The sequence below is a fragment of the Bifidobacterium indicum genome (genome assembly GCF_036987015.1).
GTDB lineage: Bacteria > Actinomycetota > Actinomycetes > Actinomycetales > Bifidobacteriaceae > Bombiscardovia > Bombiscardovia indica.
Map to the genome: position 1 here is coordinate 569,314 of NZ_BTXM01000001.1, position 16,597 is coordinate 585,910.

General features: G+C 63.1%; 13 protein-coding genes and 1 tRNA gene. 2 read left to right on the forward strand and 12 right to left on the reverse strand.

Features of this window, described 5'->3' with window-relative positions:
• Nucleotides 1-57 precede the first annotated feature (57 nt).
• Nucleotides 58-837 (reverse strand): 16S rRNA (uracil(1498)-N(3))-methyltransferase, encoded by a 780-nt coding sequence (locus tag AACP59_RS02515; protein WP_297316085.1) that lies wholly within the window; start codon nt 835-837, stop codon nt 58-60.
• Nucleotides 838-987: 150 nt separating this feature from the next.
• Between AACP59_RS02515 and AACP59_RS02520 the strand changes: the two genes are divergently transcribed.
• Both AACP59_RS02520 and AACP59_RS02525 read left to right on the forward strand, forming a co-directional pair.
• Nucleotides 988-1,075 (forward strand) — tRNA-Leu (locus AACP59_RS02520).
• A 207-nt stretch (nt 1,076-1,282) separates the two neighbouring features.
• The gene (locus AACP59_RS02525) at nt 1,283-2,161 is read left to right on the forward strand and encodes a TrmH family RNA methyltransferase (protein ID WP_339349708.1); all 879 of its coding nucleotides are present in this window, start codon (nt 1,283-1,285) and stop codon (nt 2,159-2,161) included.
• A gap of 74 nt (nt 2,162-2,235) precedes the next feature.
• Here AACP59_RS02525 and AACP59_RS02530 read toward each other — a convergent pair whose 3' ends face one another.
• The 11 genes from AACP59_RS02530 to AACP59_RS02580 all read right to left on the reverse strand — a co-directional run bounded on the left by AACP59_RS02530 (nt 2,236) and on the right by AACP59_RS02580 (nt 16,587).
• Entirely contained in the window at nt 2,236-3,564 is a 1,329-nt protein-coding gene (locus AACP59_RS02530) for a uracil-xanthine permease family protein (protein WP_339349710.1), read from the reverse strand.
• 80 nt (nt 3,565-3,644) lie between these two features.
• Nucleotides 3,645-4,298, reverse strand: a complete 654-nt coding sequence (locus tag AACP59_RS02535) for a metal-sulfur cluster assembly factor (RefSeq protein ID WP_297316082.1) — start codon at nt 4,296-4,298, stop codon at nt 3,645-3,647.
• Complete coding sequence (gene sufU, locus AACP59_RS02540; protein ID WP_297316081.1) at nt 4,298-4,867, reverse strand: Fe-S cluster assembly sulfur transfer protein SufU; 570 nt, start codon at nt 4,865-4,867, stop codon at nt 4,298-4,300. The genes AACP59_RS02535 and sufU overlap by 1 nt, the downstream gene beginning before the upstream one ends.
• Before the next feature lie 58 nt (nt 4,868-4,925).
• On the reverse strand, nt 4,926-6,200 hold the full coding sequence (locus tag AACP59_RS02545) for a SufS family cysteine desulfurase (protein ID WP_339349713.1): 1,275 nt from the start codon (nt 6,198-6,200) through the stop codon (nt 4,926-4,928).
• Between the two features lie 34 nt (nt 6,201-6,234).
• Nucleotides 6,235-7,014: a Fe-S cluster assembly ATPase SufC gene (sufC, locus tag AACP59_RS02550; RefSeq protein WP_297316079.1), complete on the reverse strand. Its 780-nt coding sequence runs from the start codon at nt 7,012-7,014 to the stop codon at nt 6,235-6,237.
• A gap of 1 nt (nt 7,015) precedes the next feature.
• Nucleotides 7,016-8,242 carry a Fe-S cluster assembly protein SufD gene (sufD, locus tag AACP59_RS02555; protein WP_339349714.1) on the reverse strand — a complete coding sequence of 409 codons (1,227 nt, stop codon included), beginning with the start codon at nt 8,240-8,242 and terminating at the stop codon, nt 7,016-7,018.
• On the reverse strand, nt 8,242-9,696 hold the full coding sequence (gene sufB / locus AACP59_RS02560; protein WP_297316121.1) for a Fe-S cluster assembly protein SufB: 1,455 nt from the start codon (nt 9,694-9,696) through the stop codon (nt 8,242-8,244). The genes sufD and sufB overlap by 1 nt, the downstream gene beginning before the upstream one ends.
• Nucleotides 9,697-9,963: 267 nt before the next feature.
• Nucleotides 9,964-11,625 (reverse strand): CTP synthase, encoded by a 1,662-nt coding sequence (gene pyrG / locus AACP59_RS02565; RefSeq protein ID WP_339349716.1) that lies wholly within the window; start codon nt 11,623-11,625, stop codon nt 9,964-9,966.
• Nucleotides 11,626-11,684: 59 nt separating this feature from the next.
• Nucleotides 11,685-14,294, reverse strand: coding sequence for an excinuclease ABC subunit UvrA (locus AACP59_RS02570; RefSeq protein ID WP_339350074.1), 2,610 nt, complete (start codon nt 14,292-14,294; stop codon nt 11,685-11,687).
• Nucleotides 14,295-14,423: 129 nt separating this feature from the next.
• Nucleotides 14,424-14,876, reverse strand: a complete 453-nt coding sequence (gene aroQ / locus AACP59_RS02575) for a type II 3-dehydroquinate dehydratase (protein WP_339349718.1) — start codon at nt 14,874-14,876, stop codon at nt 14,424-14,426.
• A 55-nt stretch (nt 14,877-14,931) separates the two neighbouring features.
• Complete coding sequence (locus tag AACP59_RS02580; RefSeq protein ID WP_339349719.1) at nt 14,932-16,587, reverse strand: bifunctional shikimate kinase/3-dehydroquinate synthase; 1,656 nt, start codon at nt 16,585-16,587, stop codon at nt 14,932-14,934.
• Between the last annotated feature and the right edge of the window lie 10 nt (nt 16,588-16,597).

Genomic DNA, 16,597 nt, shown 5'->3' on the forward strand with positions numbered 1-16,597 from the left:
ACCATCATATGGTTCTTGTCAGATATTTCGCCCGGATTGAAGCCGGACAACCGAGAATCAGCACCTCCACCGCCCGAGGGCCCGTGCCAGGAGGGTCAGGGCCACGGGGCCAGCCGTAGAAGCCCTCAGGATGTTTCCACCCAGGGCCGTGGCCACCGCCCCGGCCTCGACCATCTCCTGGACCTCCATCATGCCGATCCCACCTTCAGGACCGATGATGACACGCACGCATCTGCCGGTATCCAGGCTTGCGGCCCGCTGCTCCACATCCTCCCAGTCCATGGTCGCGTCCTGGTGAAGCACAACAGTCAGGTCTCCCCGTCCGGTCGCCTCATGACAGTCCCTAACCAGGGGCTTGCTGGTCAGGACCGGAAGGAGTTCTGGTGTCATGGCCCGTCTGGACTGCTCGGTGGCCGCATCGAGGACCTGGCGCCACTTGCGATCGGTCCGACCCTCCTTCCACTTGGCGATGGACCGATCCGCCTGCCAGGGTCTCACCTTGTCGACCCCTATCTGGGTGGCCATATCGATGGCATCCTCATCATGACCACCCTTGGCCAGGGCCTGAACCAGGATCAGGGACACGTCAGGCGCATTCTCACGCCCGACGGCGGTGACCTCGACCAAGCCTGTTTCGACATCCTTGATGGTGGCCCGGAGCCTGAGCCCCTGCCCGTCCGACAGTTGAATTTCACAGCCCTGGGACAACCTCATCGATCGGATGGCATGACGTCTGACATGCTGGGGAAGCCTGAGCTTCCATCCCGTGTGGAGTTCGTCACTGGCCAGGGGGGTGTCGTCCCGTTCCGGGTCCAAGAGAAAGAGCGGTGCGGTCATGCCTTTCAGGCTAGCGTCGCCGGGCGAAAACCGGCGTATGGGAGATGTCGGCCTCGTGCCCCGGCCCGGACCCAACGACACGCAACCCTTGCCCCCTATGCAAAATCGGCCCAAAGATGCTATAGTTTCCTCTGTTGCGAAAGCGCACCTGTCCGGGTGGCGGAATGGTAGACGCGCTAGCTTGAGGTGCTAGTGCCTATTTTATACAGGCGTACGGGTTCAACTCCCGTTCCGGACACGGATTGGGCACCATCGGGATGATTCCGTCACGATGGTGCCTTTTCGGTAGATGGGGTTTCCCCTTCCGCCATGTCCGATTCTCACCCTCCCCTCCTCAGGCCGGTGGTTCGGCGCCGGACATGGAGCCTGCAAGTGTGGCGTGCGGGCCGGATGGCAGGTGATCGATTCCGCCGGGGACATCCCCACCTAGGGGAAGGAGACGAGGATGCGCACGATACCCATAGGGACCATCGATGATGACCGTATCGAGGCGTACACCCACCTTACCGAGCTCCAGCTTCGGAACCGGCTGGAACCGGCCAAGGGGCTCTTCATAGCCGAGTCGCCAAAGGTCATCACCCGGGCCCTGGATGCCGGTGTCGAGCCCATCTCCTTCCTGGTGGAGGAACCCTGGTTGGAGGGCATGGGCGGGTTGTTCGACCAGGTCGATGGCTCCTTCGGCCCCGATGTACCGGTCTATGTGGCCAGTCCTGAGCAGCTGAGGGCCATAACCGGATACCGCCTCCACCGGGGCGCCCTGGCCGCCATGCGCCGGTGGCCCCTCCCCTCGGTCGATCAGGTCTGCAGGGATGCCAGACGGGTGGCCGTCATGGAGAACATCGTCGACCACACCAACATCGGGGCCCTGATGCGTTCGGCGGCCGCCCTGGGGGTGGATGCCGTCCTGGTGACCCCCTCCTGCTCGGACCCCTTGTATCGGCGCGCCGCCAGGGTCTCCATGGGGACCGTCTTCCAGGTGCCTTGGACCAGGATCGGCGGGGATGACAGGCATTACTGGCCGGTTCAGGGTCTGGAGGATCTGCACCGACTGGGATTCACGACCGCCGCAATGGCCCTGAGTGATGATTCGATCAGCCTGGACGATCTGACCGCCCGTCTTCTCCCCCGATCCTGCAGTACGGATCCCGGGCATATCGACAGGCTCGCCCTGATCTTCGGTACCGAGGGTGACGGACTGTCCAGGCAGACCATCGCCCATTGCGATCTGGCGGTGCGCATTCCCATGAGTCACCAGGTGGACAGCCTGAACGTGGCCGCCTCCAGTGCCGTCGCCTTCTATGCGACGCGGCCCCTGCACGCCTGACATGGGGTGGACCCGAATCCATGCAGGGGCGCACCCCTATGCCGATGACCGTCGGCGACGATAGGTCCTGAAGGTCAGTGCTTCCCCGCTGTCTCCTGGGCCTGGGCCGGCTGGTCCTCATGGATGTAGTCATCGCCGTCGATGGTCCCCCTCCAGCGCCCGATGGCCTTGAGGCCGTGGTACATGACCAGGGTCGCGACCGAGCCGATGGCGATGCCGTTGAAACTGATGCCGGCAACCGCGAAGGTGAAGTCCGCGATACCGACGATCATGACGATGGCGCCGACGGTCATGTTGACGGACTTGCCGAAGTCGACCTTGTTCTCCACCCAGATGCGGATGCCCAGCATGCCGATCATGCCGTAGAGCATGGTCGTGACCCCGCCCAGGACGCCCGTGGGGATGGTGTTGATGACCGCGCCGAACTTCGGGCAGAGGCTGAGCAGGAAGGCGAAGGCCGCAGCGCACCAGTAGGCCGCTGTGGAGTAGACCTTGGTGGCGGCCATGACGCCGATGTTCTCGGCATAGGTGGTGGTGCCCGACCCGCCGCCGAGCCCGGCGAAGAAGGTGCCCAGGCCGTCGGAGATCAGAGCCGTGCCGATCTGGTCGTCGTAATCGCGGCCGGTCATCAGGGAGACGGACTTGACGTGGCCGATGTTCTCGGCCACCAGGACCAGGACGACCGGGATGAACATGGCCAGGACACTCATATCGACCTGGGGCGTGTGGAACCGGGGCAGGCCGATCCAGGCCGCCTCTTCGACGGCCCGGAAGTCCACCTGGTCTTGGGTGATGGCGAAGACGTACCCCACCAGGACGCCGAGCAGGATGTTCAGTCGACCGATAAGGCCCTTGAAGAGGACCGATATGAGCATGACCGCCACCAGGGTGACCAGGGCCGTCAGGGGGGCCGACTTGAAGTTGTTCCATGCCGAGGGGGCGAGGTTGAAGCCGATGATCGACACGATGGCACCGGTGACCATGGGCGGCATGATCATGTCGATCCATTTGGCACCGGCGAAGTGGACGATGACACCGATCAGGAGCAGGAGGGCACCGGTCACCATGATTCCGAAGGAGGCCACGGCCAGGCCCTTGTGGGCCGTGGTGACCGCGGTGATCGGGGCGATGAAGCCGAAGGAGCTGCCCAGGTAGGAGGGGAGCTTGTTTTTGTTGATCAGGAGGAAGAGGGCCGTGGAAAAGGCCGTGAAGAACAAGGTGGTCGATGGATCGAACCCGGTCAGGATCGGAACCAGGAAGGTCGATCCGAACATGGCGATGACATGCTGCGCACCTATGCCTGCCGTACGCGGCCAAGTCAGTCGTTCATCCGGTTCAACGACCTCGCCCGGTGCCAGCGTCTTTCCGTCGCCGTGCAGTTTCCAGCCCATGGATAATGACATATCACGATGCTTTCTCTCATACGCCGTGCCGGTCACGGCGGACCGGAATCATCATTGTATTCGACGGGCAGGACCGGTGGTCAGCTGTAGGTGGGCATGTTCTCCAGGTTGAATCCGATGGCGGCCAGCTGCTCACGGCCGTCAGGGGTGATCATGTCCAGGCTCCACCGAGGGGTCCAGGTCCAGTCGATCCGGAATTCCTCGACCAGACCGGCCAGGACGCTGGCGCACTGATCCTCGATCAGATCGGTCAGTGGGCAGGCTGGGGTGGTCAGGGTCATCGTGATGATGGCACGGCCCAGCTCGTCGATCTCGATTCCATAGACCAGACCAAGGTCCACCACGTCGATGCCCAGTTCGGGGTCGATGACCTGGTGCAGGGCCTCACGAACATCCTGCGCGGTCGCGCGGCCGATCTCGTCCACGGCCTTGAGGGGTATGGAGGAAGCGTGCTCCGTCTCCTCCCCCGACGCCCCCGGTGCCGCAATGACATCCCCTGCACGGTCAGGTGACTTCACGGAACCCGGTCTGTCATCCTGGTCCGCCTTCTTGTTCGAGCCGGTGGTGGAACGGACCGGTGCGGGGTTGGACTTGGTGCCCATCCCCATGATGGCTTCAGCCTGGGTCGGGTTCTGCGCCAGGGCCTGGGCCTTCTCCTCGTCGTCGATGGCACGGTTGACCGAAGCCAGGATGGAGTCCTGGGGCTCCGGCACCAGATTGTCGGAAGAACTCATTACGCCTGCTCCTTCTCCTTGTCCATATCGGTCAGGGCCTGGGCCACGGAGGCCTTCATGCCCTCCCAGCCCAGGAGTGCACACTTGATGCGCATGGGGTACTTGGAAACCCCCTGGAAGACCACGGCATCGCCCAGTTCCTCCTCGGCATCCTCGTTCTGGATTCCAGCTCCGCGCGATTCCATGAGGCTGTGGAACTCCTCGGCCAGGTGCATGGCCTCCTCCACACTCCTGCCCTGGACCAGGTCGACCATGACCGAGAGACTGGCCTGGGAGATGGAGCACCCGTCGCCCTGCCAGACGATCCGCCTGATGGCCTTGGGTCGTCCGTCGGTACCATCGGAGACCTCGACATGGATGGTGGCATGGTCGCCACAGGTGGGATTGAACTGCTGGGACTCGGCCGGAACACAGTACCCGTGCTCCACCTTCATGGTCACGCCATCATGCGGAGCCGGAGAACCCGGACGGTCCTCGGGTACCCTCCCATGGGGGTCCCTGGCCGCCTCCAGAATCACCTCCTGGTACATCTGCTCCAGTTCCTGATCGCTCATGCCAAAATCTGCCATGCCTTCAACCTACCCGTATTGCTGGTTTCGCGCCTCTCGCTGTGCCCCTGGTGAACGCTCAATCCACCTTGAAGAAGTGCCTGACCTCGGCAACCGCCTCAAGCAGGGCATCCGTTTCCGCCACCGTATTGTAGATCCCGGTCGAGGCCCTGTTGGAGGCGAAGAGACCGAAATGCCTATGGACGGGCTGGGCGCAGTGGTGACCTACCCTGATGGCGATACCCCGCGAGTCGATGAACTGGCCCACATCGTGGGGGTGGACCCCCTTCACATCGAAGGAGACGGTGCCTATACGGTTCTCGGGAGTGGTGGGACCGAGGATTCTGACCCCCTCCACCTGGCCCAACCTGAGCAGCCCCCTGGTGATGGTGGCCTCATGGGCGGCGATCCGGTCCATGCCGATGGCGCGCAGCCAGTCCGCGGCCACACCGGCCCCGATCAGCTGCGCCACGGGCTGGGTGCCCGCCTCGAACCGGGCCGGCGGGTCCATATACTGGGCGGGCTTGTCCATATAGGCCAGTTCCACCATGGACCCTCCGAAGGATGCCGGGGGCAGGGCCTCCAGAAGCCCGCGCCGGCCGTAAAGGAAACCCACCCCTGTGGGGCCGTACATCTTGTGAGCGCTCCATACCGCAAAGTCAACATCCATGGCATGCAGATCAATGGGCAGATGTGGCACCGACTGGCATACGTCCAGGACCACCAGGGCACCCACCTGATGGGCACGCCTGACGATCGGATCGATATCGGTGATGGCCCCGGTCACGTTGCTCACATGGGTGATGGCCACCACCCTGGTCCGCTCGGTGATGACCTGATCTGCCGTTTCGGCCAGGATCCTGCCCTGGTCATCCAGGTCGAAGGCCTTGAGGGTGGCCCCGGTGCGATAGGCCAACTCCTGGAAAGGCAGCAGGACCGAATGGTGCTCGGCCTTGCTGGTCACGATCTCGTCGCCCGGCTTCAGGGCGAATCGTTGTGCGGCCCCTCCACCGCGCCCCAGGGAGGCGTTGCCGAAGGCGGTGGCCAGGAGGTTCAGGGCGGCCGTGGCGCCGGCCGTGACGACGATCTCCTCGCCTCCTTCATGCGATTCCGCCCCCACCAGGGCTGCCACCTTGGCTCGGGCCTCCTCGAATGCCACGGTGCTCCGGGCGGCCAGCTCATGGGCACCTCGGTGGACCCCTGCATTGTCGCGCAGGTAGAAGTCCCTGACGGCATCGATCACGGAGACCGGCTTTTGGGCCGTCGCCGCCGAATCGAGGTAGACCAGAGGGTGTCCGTGCACCTCCTGGTCCAGGATCGGGAACTGACTGCGTATCCGTGCCTCGTCAACCATCTTCGGCCTCCATTCCTTGACCGCCGCGCGTCTTTCAGGCCAGTGCTGACTCCGATTCCGAGCCCTCGGGGAGGTACTGGTCATACCCGGTCTCCTCCAGGGTGTCGGCCAGTTCCGGTCCGCCGGTCTTGACGAACCTGCCCTGGGCGAAGACATGGACGATGTCGGGCTTGATGTACTTGAGGATGCGGGTGTAGTGGGTCACCATGAGGATGCCCAGCCCTGTGTTCTCCTTGGCCCGGTTCACACCCTCGGAGACGATACGGAGGGCATCCACGTCCAGCCCGGAGTCGGTCTCGTCCAGAACGGCGAACTTGGGCTTCAGCAGCTCCAACTGGAGGACCTCGGCACGCTTCTTTTCACCACCGGAGAACCCCTCATTGACCGAGCGCTGGGCGAACTTGGGATCCATCCGCAGCCTCTTCATGGCGCTGTTCAGCTCCTTGGCCCATTCACGGACGGCCGGGGCCCTCCCGTCCACCTCGGTCTTGGCGGTACGCAGGAAGTTGGTCATGGAGACACCGGGCACCTCGACGGGGTACTGCATGGCCAGGAAGAGACCCGCCTTGGCCCGCTCGTCCGGGGTCATCTTCAGGAGGTCCTCACCGTCCAGGAGGGCCTGGCCTGAATCCACCTCATACTTGGGATGCCCGGCCAGGGTGTAGGCCAGGGTGGACTTGCCGGACCCGTTGGGTCCCATGATGGCATGGGTCTCCCCCGAGTGGACCGTCAGCGTGGCACCCTTGAGGATCTGCTTACGACCCTCCTTGGTCTCGACCGAGGCGTACAGATCCTTGATTTCCAGTGTTGACATGTCAGTTCTCCTCCAAAACGCGCTGCATCTCTTCATCTTCACCCTTGGCCAGTCTCCGGTCGATCACTCCCATAAGGTGACCGGATACGCTGGGAACGCCAATCTCCTCGACCAGTTCGCCGAAGAAGCCACGTACCACCAGCTTACGGGCCTCATGCTCCGGTACGCCTCGCGACTGAAGATAGAAGAGCTCCTCATCGTCGAAACGCCCCACGGAACTGGCGTGGCCGGCCCCTATGATGTTCCCGTTCTCGATTTCCAGGTTGGGCTCAGAGTCGGCAATGGCCCCGGGGGTCAGCACCAGATTCCTGTTCAGCTCATAGGAGTCTGTGCCGGGTGCGGTTGGCTGGATCAGGGCGTTGCCCACCCAGGTGGAATGGGCCTTGGCCCCGTCCAGGGCACCCTTGTAGACCACTCGGGACTTGCATTCCGGGTGGTTGTGGACCACCATGGTTCGGTTCTCGATGTGCTGGCCGGGGTCCACGAAGTAGATGCCCAGCATGTTCAGGTCGCCCTGTTCCCCACCAAAGTCCTGGTCCATACGCAGGCGGACGAAATCGCCGCCCAGGGTGACCACGGAATGACGCAAGGAGGCGCCGGCGCCGACGTGGATTCGATGGTTGCCTACGTGCTTGGACCCCGGGGCCCACTCCTGGATGAAGGTGGTGGAGACGTGGGAGTCCTTCCCGGTGATGATCTCCGTGCCCTCGGCCAACCGGGCCTGGCCCGCGTGCTCCACGACCAGGTCGACCTTGGCCTCTTCGTCGACCTGGATCACCAGGTGGAAGGCGTCAAGATCCAAGCCACCTCCCTGAATCCTGACCAGGACCGGCTGATCCAACCGGCCACTCAAGTGGACCACGGTGGCCTCCCTGCAGCTGGCCCATTCCACGGCCGCCGCTCGGTCACTGGGCTTGAGGACGGTACCGCAGGGGGCCTGTCCCATAGGGACCTGAGATACGGCCACCCGGGCGTGATCCACGGGGGTCCCGTCCATCATGGTCACCTCGGCCCTGGTCAGGCCACTGGGTGTGAATACCTGGAAGAACTCCCCCATCCGGTCGATCGGGGTGAACCGCCAGTCATCCTGCTTGGTGGTGGGAACCGCGAAGTCATCCGGGTCGAAGGAGCGGGGCTCCTTATCGGCACTGGACGGCATCAGGGCCGGAATGGCATAGGGATCCTTGGGATCCGCCTTGGGAATCGTGATTTCGCTTGTCTGTGACATCAGCCTACCGAACCCTCCATCTGCAATTCGACCAAGCGATTGAGCTCAAGTGCATACTCCATGGGGAGCTCGCGCGAGATCGGCTCAACGAAGCCACGCACGATCATGCCCATGGCCTCCTTCTCCTCCAGGCCCCGGCTCATCAAATAGAAAAGCTGGTCCTCGGAGACCTTGGATACCGTGGCCTCATGGGCCATGGAGACGTCATCTTCGCGGACATCCACGTGGGGATAGGTGTCCGAACGCGAATAGTCGTCGACCAGGAGAGCGTCGCAGACCACCGAAGAGGAGGACTTCTCGGCACCCTTGACTATCTTGACCAGACCACGGTAGGCGGCCCTCCCCCCGTTTCGGGAGATGGACTTGGAGACGATGGTCGACGAGGTGTGGGGGGCCAGGTGGATCATCTTGGCGCCCGTGTCCTGGTACTGCCCCTTGCCGGCGAAGCCCAGGGAGAGGGTCTCGGCCTTGGCATAGGGCTCGGCCAGGATGCAGGCCGGATACTTCATCGTGGCCTTGGAGCCGATGTTCCCGTCCACCCATTCCATGGTGCCGCCCTCGCGGACGTAGGCACGCTGGGTCACCAGGTTGTAGACGTTGTTGGACCAGTTCTGGACCGTGGTGTACCGCACCCGGGCATGGGGCTCGACGATTATCTCGACGATGGCCGCATGGAGCGAATCGGTGGAGTAGATGGGTGCCGTGCACCCCTCGACGTAGTGGACGTAGGATCCCTCGTCGGCGATGATCAGGGTCCGCTCGAACTGCCCCATGTTTGGGGTATTGATGCGGAAGTAGGCCTGGAGTGGGATGTCCACGTGGACCCCTTTGGGCACGTACACGAAGGAACCGCCCGACCAGGCCGCCGTGTTCAGGGCGGCGAACTTGTTGTCGTCCGGCGGAATGACCGTGCCGAAGTACTTCCGGAAGAGGTCCGGGCGTTCCTTGAGGGCCGTGTCCGTATCCAGGAAGATGACGCCCTGCTTCTTCAGGTCGTCACGGATTGAGTTGTATATGACCTCGGACTCGTACTGGGCGGCCACACCTGAGACCAGCCGGTTCTTCTCAGCCTCGGGGATGCCCAGGCGATCGTAGGTGGTCCGGATATCGTCCGGAAGGTCCTCCCAGGACTTGGCCTGCTCCTTGAGGGGCTTGACGTAGTACTTGAAGTCATCCGCCTTGAACCCCGACAGATCCACACCCCAGTCGGGCATGGGCTTCTCCATGAAGGACCTGTAGCCCTTGAGCCTCATGTCCAGCATCCACTTCGGCTCACCCTTGTCGGCCGAGATGGCACGAACGACGTTCTCGTCAATCCCCTTGTGGGCGGTCTCCCCGGCCTTGTCGGAATCATGCCAACCGTAGTTGTATTCACCGAACTGGGATATGATCTCGTCGTCTTCTTTGATCTTATCTTCATTGACACGGGTGCGGTCGGCCACGTACTGGCTCATCTCCACATCCCGTGATGTGTCCGTCTGCTGCGAGGTGTTATCCACGAGCTTAGGCCTCCTCACACATATAGGGTCACCAACCGATGGCCTTTTACCAATCAAGAATAACCAAGCCGGCATTGACCCGCCAGACTTGAGGTTACGCTCTATAGGGAATTAGATCACATCTGATACCGGCCGAGGGCGGCCATCAATACCGATTTCGCCCGTCCTCGCTTGGGGAACGGGCGAAATCATCACCAGTGTTCTTGTTCTTCCCTCACCAGATCAATCGGCGTCCTGCCGATGCTCCAGGCTGGCCTTGACCAGACCCGCGAAGAGTGGGTGGGGCCTGGTCGGACGGGACTTGAACTCAGGATGGGCCTGGGTTCCCACGTAGAAGGGATGCTGGTCCTTGGGGAGCTCCACGAACTCGGTCAGCTGTCCATCCGGGCTGGTCCCCGAAATGTGCAGGCCGGCCTTGTCCAGGTCCTGCTTGTAGGCCACGTTGACCTCGTAGCGGTGACGGTGCCGTTCCGAAATCTCGGTCTGCCCGTAAAGGTCGGCGACAAGGGAGTCAGGCTTGAGAATGGCCGGGTAGGCTCCCAGGCGCATGGTGTGACCCATGTCGCCATGGCCGGCGACGATATCCTTCTGCTCCTCCATGGTGGCGATGACCGGATGCTCGCAGTCAGGCTCGAACTCGGAGGAGTTGGCATCCTCCAGACCCAGGACGTGACGGGCGTATTCGATGACCATGGACTGCAGGCCAAGGCAAAGGCCAAGCGCCGGCAGCTTGCTCTCACGGGCGTACCTGAGGGCCCCGATCTTGCCCTCGATGCCCCGGATGCCGAATCCGCCGGGAATGACGATTCCGTCGACACCGTTCAGGGCTTCACGTGCACCGTCCATGGTCTCGCAGGAATCGGCGGTGACCAGTTGCACATCCACCTTGGCCCAGTTGGCGAACCCGCCGGCCTTCAGGGCCTCGATGACCGAAAGATAAGCATCGGGAAGATCTATGTACTTGCCGACGATGGCCACGGTGACCTGGCTCTTGGGGTTGTGGACCCGTTCCAGGAGGTCCTCCCACTCGTTCCAGTCCACATCATGGAAGGGGAGCTCCAGCTTGCGGACCACGTAGGCATCCAGACCCTCCTGATAAAGGATCTTCGGCACGTCATAGATGCTGGGGGCGTCCACGCAGTTGACCACACCCTCGGCATCGACGTCGCACATCAGGGAGATCTTGTCCTTGATGGACTGGTTCAGGGGGCGGTCCGAGCGCAGGACCAGGGCATCGGGGGCGATGCCCAGCTGACGGAGGGCCATGACCGAGTGCTGGGTGGGTTTGGTCTTGAGCTCGTGGGCCGCTGCGATGTAAGGCACCAGGGAGACATGGACGAACATGCAGTTGTCCGCGCCGATGTCGCGCCTGACCTCACGGGCGGCCTCCATGAAGGGCTGGGACTCGATGTCGCCGACCGTGCCGCCGATCTCGGTGATGATCACGTCCACGTCATCGCCGGCCTGTGCCCGCATCCGGCTCTTGATCTCGTTGGTGACGTGGGGAATGACCTGGACGCACTGACCCAGGTACTCGCCCGCACGCTCCTTGCGGAGGACGGACTGGTAGATCTGCCCGGTGGTCACGTTGGCCTTCTGGGAGAGGAAGACATCCAGAAAGCGCTCATAGTGGCCGATGTCCAGATCGGTCTCGGCCCCGTCCTCGGTCACGTAGACCTCACCATGCTGGAAAGGGTTCATGGTGCCCGGATCGACGTTGATGTAGGGATCCAGCTTCTGTTGGAGGACCCGGATTCCGCGGCTTCTGAGCAATCTGCCCAGGGAGGATGCAGTCAGTCCCTTGCCCAATGAAGAAACCACGCCGCCAGTGACGAAAATGTGTTTGGTGATGTGCCCTTGCGAATTTCCATGTTCTCTGACCATGGAACTTCAGCCTATCAGGAATCCCAGACCATGGCGCGGCGTGGAATACCATTCTCCGGTCATCCCCTATGCAGATGGGCTGCCAGGTATTGTCCGGTAAGGGAGGCAGGTGTTTCGCAGACGCTGTCAGGACTCCCCTGGGCGATGATCCTGCCGCCCTCCTGGCCGCCACCAGGACCCATGTCGATCAGGTAGTCGGCGTTGGCGATCATGTCCAGGTCATGTTCGATGAAGACCACGGTGGCACCCCGGCTGATCAGGCGTTCCAGGACCGTGATCAGGGTCCGCACATCCAGCGGGTGAAGGCCGGTGGTGGGTTCGTCCAGGACGAAGAGGGAGGTGTTCTGCCGACGGCCAAGCTCATTGGACAGCTTGAGGCGCTGGGCCTCCCCTCCTGACAGGGATGGGGTGTCCTCCCCCAGGGTCAGGTAGCCCAGTCCCAGGTCGTGCAGGGTGCGCAGGGACCGGTAGATGCTGGCATGCTCCCCAGCCTCGGCCCCGTCGGTACCGGCTGCACCGAAGACCCGTAGGGCGTCACCCACCTCCATGGCCAGGAGGTCGGTCAGGCTCATGGGGCCCGGGTGGGCCTTGGTCGCCACCCTCACCGCTTCGATCTCGGGTTTGAACCGCCGCCCCTTGCAGGTAGGGCAGGTGATGGGAATGTCCGGCAGGAACTGGACATCCAGGCTGATCTGTCCGGTCCCATCGCACTGGGGGCACCTGAGCGAACCCGTGTTGTAGGAGAAGTCAGCCAGCCGGTACCCTGCCTGGCGGGCGGCGGGACTCTTGGCGAAGAGGCGGCGCAGGTGGTCCATGATGCCCGTATAGGTGGCCACCGTGGACCTGACGTTGATGCCTATAGGTGAGGAATCGACCAGCCTGACCCGGTCGATGGAGGCATCCGTCAAGGACTTGACATGATCGGGCAGGGGCCGCCCATCCTGTCGGGCCTGGAGGGCGGGGACCAGGGATTCCAGAATCATGGTGGTCTTGCCCGAACCGGAGACTCCCGTCACGGCCGTCATGCATCCGCGTGGTATGGCCACCTCCAGAGGGTGGACCGTATGTATCGGCCCGGTGGTCATCCTGATCCAGTCACCGTCGCCAGCGGAGCGCCGCGCCTCTGTGGCTGCTTCACCGGACCCTGGAAGTGGAGCAGGGGGGACGGTCCTGCGCTTACGGACCAGAACCCTTTCGCGGCCGGTCAGGAAACCGCCGATTCGGGAGTGGGGATCGTCCTCCACCTGGTCCGGCGTGCCCTGGGCGATGATCCTGCCGCCCTTGCCTCCCGCTCCCGGACCCATCTCGATGAAGTAGTCGGCCGCACCCAGGACCGAAACATCATGGTCCACGAAGACCACCGAGTTCCCGCTGGCCAGAAGGTCGTGCATGACCCCGATCAGCCCCTCGATATTGGCGGGGTGGAGACCGGTCGAGGGTTCGTCCAGCACATAGAGGACCCCGGTCGTCTCATTCCGGACGGCCCTGGAGAGCTGTGCCCGCTGCCGCTCTCCGGTCGAGAGGGAGGCGCTGGACCTGTCCAGTGTCAGATATCCCAGGCCCAGCTGCATCAGGCGCCTGCCCATGTCCTGCAATGTGCCCACCAGGGTTCCGGCCATGGATTCCATGGACTCGGGCAGGGTTGCCGGCACCCCCCTGGACCAGTCCAGGACCTTCCTCAAGGGCCAGGAAGTGACCGTTGCCAGGTTCTCCCCGCCGATCAGCGGCCGTCTGGCGGCTTCGTTGAGCCGACTCCCGCCGCAGTCCGGGCAGGTTCGTTCGGTCAGGAACTTGGCCACCTTGGCCAGGCGCTTTTCGTCCGTGGCCCGCTTGAGCTCCTCGGTCACGGTCAGCCTGGCGTTCCTGAAGGTGAAATCCAACTCATGGACGCCCTTGACCGAGGTGATGGTGATGTGCTTCTTTTCGGGGGGACCCTTGAAGACGATCTCCTTCTCGTCCGGGGTGAGGTCCTTCCAGGGCACGTCGGTCCGGACCCCGAATTCGCGGACGATATCGGGCTGGACGTTGAACCCGAAGGTTCGCCAGGGAACCACGGCCCCCTGGTCGATGGTCAGATCCTGGTCGGGCACCAGAGTGGCATCGTCCACCTCGCGCACGGTTCCGGTCCCCTGGCAGGTGGGACAGGCCCCGAGCGAGTTGAAGGCCAGCTCCTCGGCACTGGGGGCCTGGACCTTCTCTCCGCAGACCGGACAGATGACGGGCATCTCGGCCGCCACCCGCATGGTGGGCTCCTGGTGGTGCCCATTGGGGCAGACATGTGAAGCCAGTCGGGAGAACATGAGTCTGAGTACATTGAGGAGCTCGGTGGAGGTTCCAAAGGTCGACCGCATCCCGCCGGCACCCGGACGCTGCCGCAGGGCCAGAGCGGGCGGGAGGAAGCGTACCGAATCCACCTCGGGACGTTGGGCCTGCGTCATCCTTCGCCTGGTGTAGGTGGACAGGGACTCCAGATACCTCCTGGACCCCTCGGCATAGAGGACCCCGAGCGCCAGGGATGACTTGCCCGAACCGGAGACCCCTGCTATTCCCACCAGGCGGTTCAGGGGTATATCAAGATCCAGATCATGCAGGTTGTGCACCCGGGCACCCCTGACCTGGATGGCCCTGGGCACGTCTGCCGACTCCTTCCCTGCATGGGCGGCCTTCATACCCGCCGCTCCCGTGGCTGCTTCATGGCTCATCGATCGACCTGTCCAATCCGTCGTCCCGATCCGGGACAACCGCGAACATGCTATCACCGCCACCGATTGGATCGCGCCTTCCGCCAGGCCTGACCGTCAGGACCGCTCGAGCAGATGGGCCACGGATTCCAGGGCCAGTCGATAGCCGTAGAACCCCATGCCGGTGATGGTTCCGGTGGCCACCGGCGATATGACGCTGTGACGGCGGAAGGCCTCCCTGGAGGCGGGGTTGGAGATGTGTACCTCCATCAGGGGCAGCCCGGCATCAGTGACCTGGGCCGCGGCATCGGCCAGGCTGTAACTGTAATGGGTGAAGGCTGCGGGGTTCATCACCACAGGCGTCTGCTCGTCCACCGCCTGATGCATCCAGGAGATCACCTCCCCCTCGTCATTCGACTGGCGAACCTCAACTTCCAGGCCCAGTTCCGCCCCCCAGTCACGACAATCCCGGCGCAGGGCCTCCAGGTTCTGATGTCCGTAGACATCCGGCTCCCTGACTCCCAGCCTGCCCAGATTCGGTCCATTGACCACAACGACCTTGGTACTCATACCGGCTCCGTTTCTTCTCTTCATCCCCCAGGGCATCCCTGAACAGGGCCGAACCTCAACCCTTGCTTCCGATCCGTCTGAAAGCCTCACGAACGGCATCCAGGGGTGGATCATCCAGGTGGGTGGGTTTCCCGATTCCGTCAAGGATGATGAACCGGAGCTTGTTGCCGCGGGCCTTCTTGTCCTTGTGCATCAGGGCCAGGACCTGATCGAAGTCCCGCCCGTCCCAAGTGGTGCGCAGGCCCAGGGAGGAGAGGAGGCTGCGATGGTAATCAACCAGTTCCCGGTCGATGTGACCGGTGATGGAGGCGAGTTCGGCAGCGAAGACCATACCCACCGATACCGCCTGACCATGCCGCCAGGTGAAGTGTTCGATCTTTTCGATGGCGTGACCCAGGGTATGACCGTAGTTCAGGAATTCGCGCAGACCAAGGTCCTTCAGGTCCACGGAGACATGGTTGGCCTTGACCTGGACGGTCCGCTCGATCAGGTCCTCGACCACGTCCTCCAGCCACTGTTCGGACTCGGTCCCGTCAAAGGAACGCAGGGATTCGGCCTCGTCCTCCAGGAGGCGGAGTATTTCCGGATCCATGATGAAGCCGGACTTGGCCACCTCGCCCAGGCCCTCGACGAAGATCTCATTGGGAAGGGTGCTCAGGGTCCGCAGGTCGGCCAGGACCCCGACCGGGGTGAAAAAGCTGCCGACCAGGTTCTTGCCCTGGCTCAGATTGATACCGGTCTTGCCTCCAGTCGAGGCATCCACCATGGCCAGGAGGGAGGTGGGGCAGTTGACGTACCTGATGCCACGCATCCAGGTGGCCGCGATGAACCCGGCCAGGTCGGTTGCCGCCCCTCCCCCAAGGCCCACCACGGCATCCGAACGAGTGAATCCCTCCTCGGAGAGCCGGTCCCAGACACCCTGGGCCACGGCGATGGTCTTGCCGGCCTCGGCATCGGGAATGAGCACATCGACCACTCGATAGCCGGCCTGCCTCAGAAGCGCACGGGCACGGTCTGAATGACGCTGGACCGGGGTCGTGTGTATCAGGGCCACCCTCATGACCTCGTCACCAAGGAGGACCTGCAGGCGGTTGGTCACCCCGGCCCCGATACGGACGTCATAGGGGTCCAGGTTGCTGACATGGACCACCCGCTCGGTCAGGGCATCTGCCAGACGCTGTGCCATGACCTCGGGCGTGGTCCCCCTGGCCTTCAGATCGACGTTTGAGGCACTCTGATAGACCGGGCAACGCTCTTGGTAGAGTTCCATCCACCGGTCATGGGTCTGACCCCGCAGAAGGGGGCGGTTCTTGACGTGAAGGGACCTGGACTTGGCCTCATCCGGATCCACGTCCAGGTAGACCACCTTGCCTCCCTGACCCCGGTACTCCCTCAGGGCCTCGTAGACGGCAGCCGTCATCGGGGCTCCGCCGCCCAGGGAGAGAATGCCTCCGGCAAAATCGTCCAGGAGACCGCAGATGATTCGGCTCTCGCGACGGCGGAAGGAGTCCTCGCCCTCGGCTTCGAATATCTCGCTGATGGAACGGCCTGCATCATGCTCGATCAGGCGGTCCGAATCCTTGAAGGGAACCCCTATCAAGGAGGCCGCCTCCTTGCCTATCCGGGTCTTTCCTGCCCCCGGCATCCCTATGATGACCGCCCTGGGAATACCTGGTTTCTTCTCGTGTGTGTCCGCGGAACGCCTGGCCATACCCATCCCG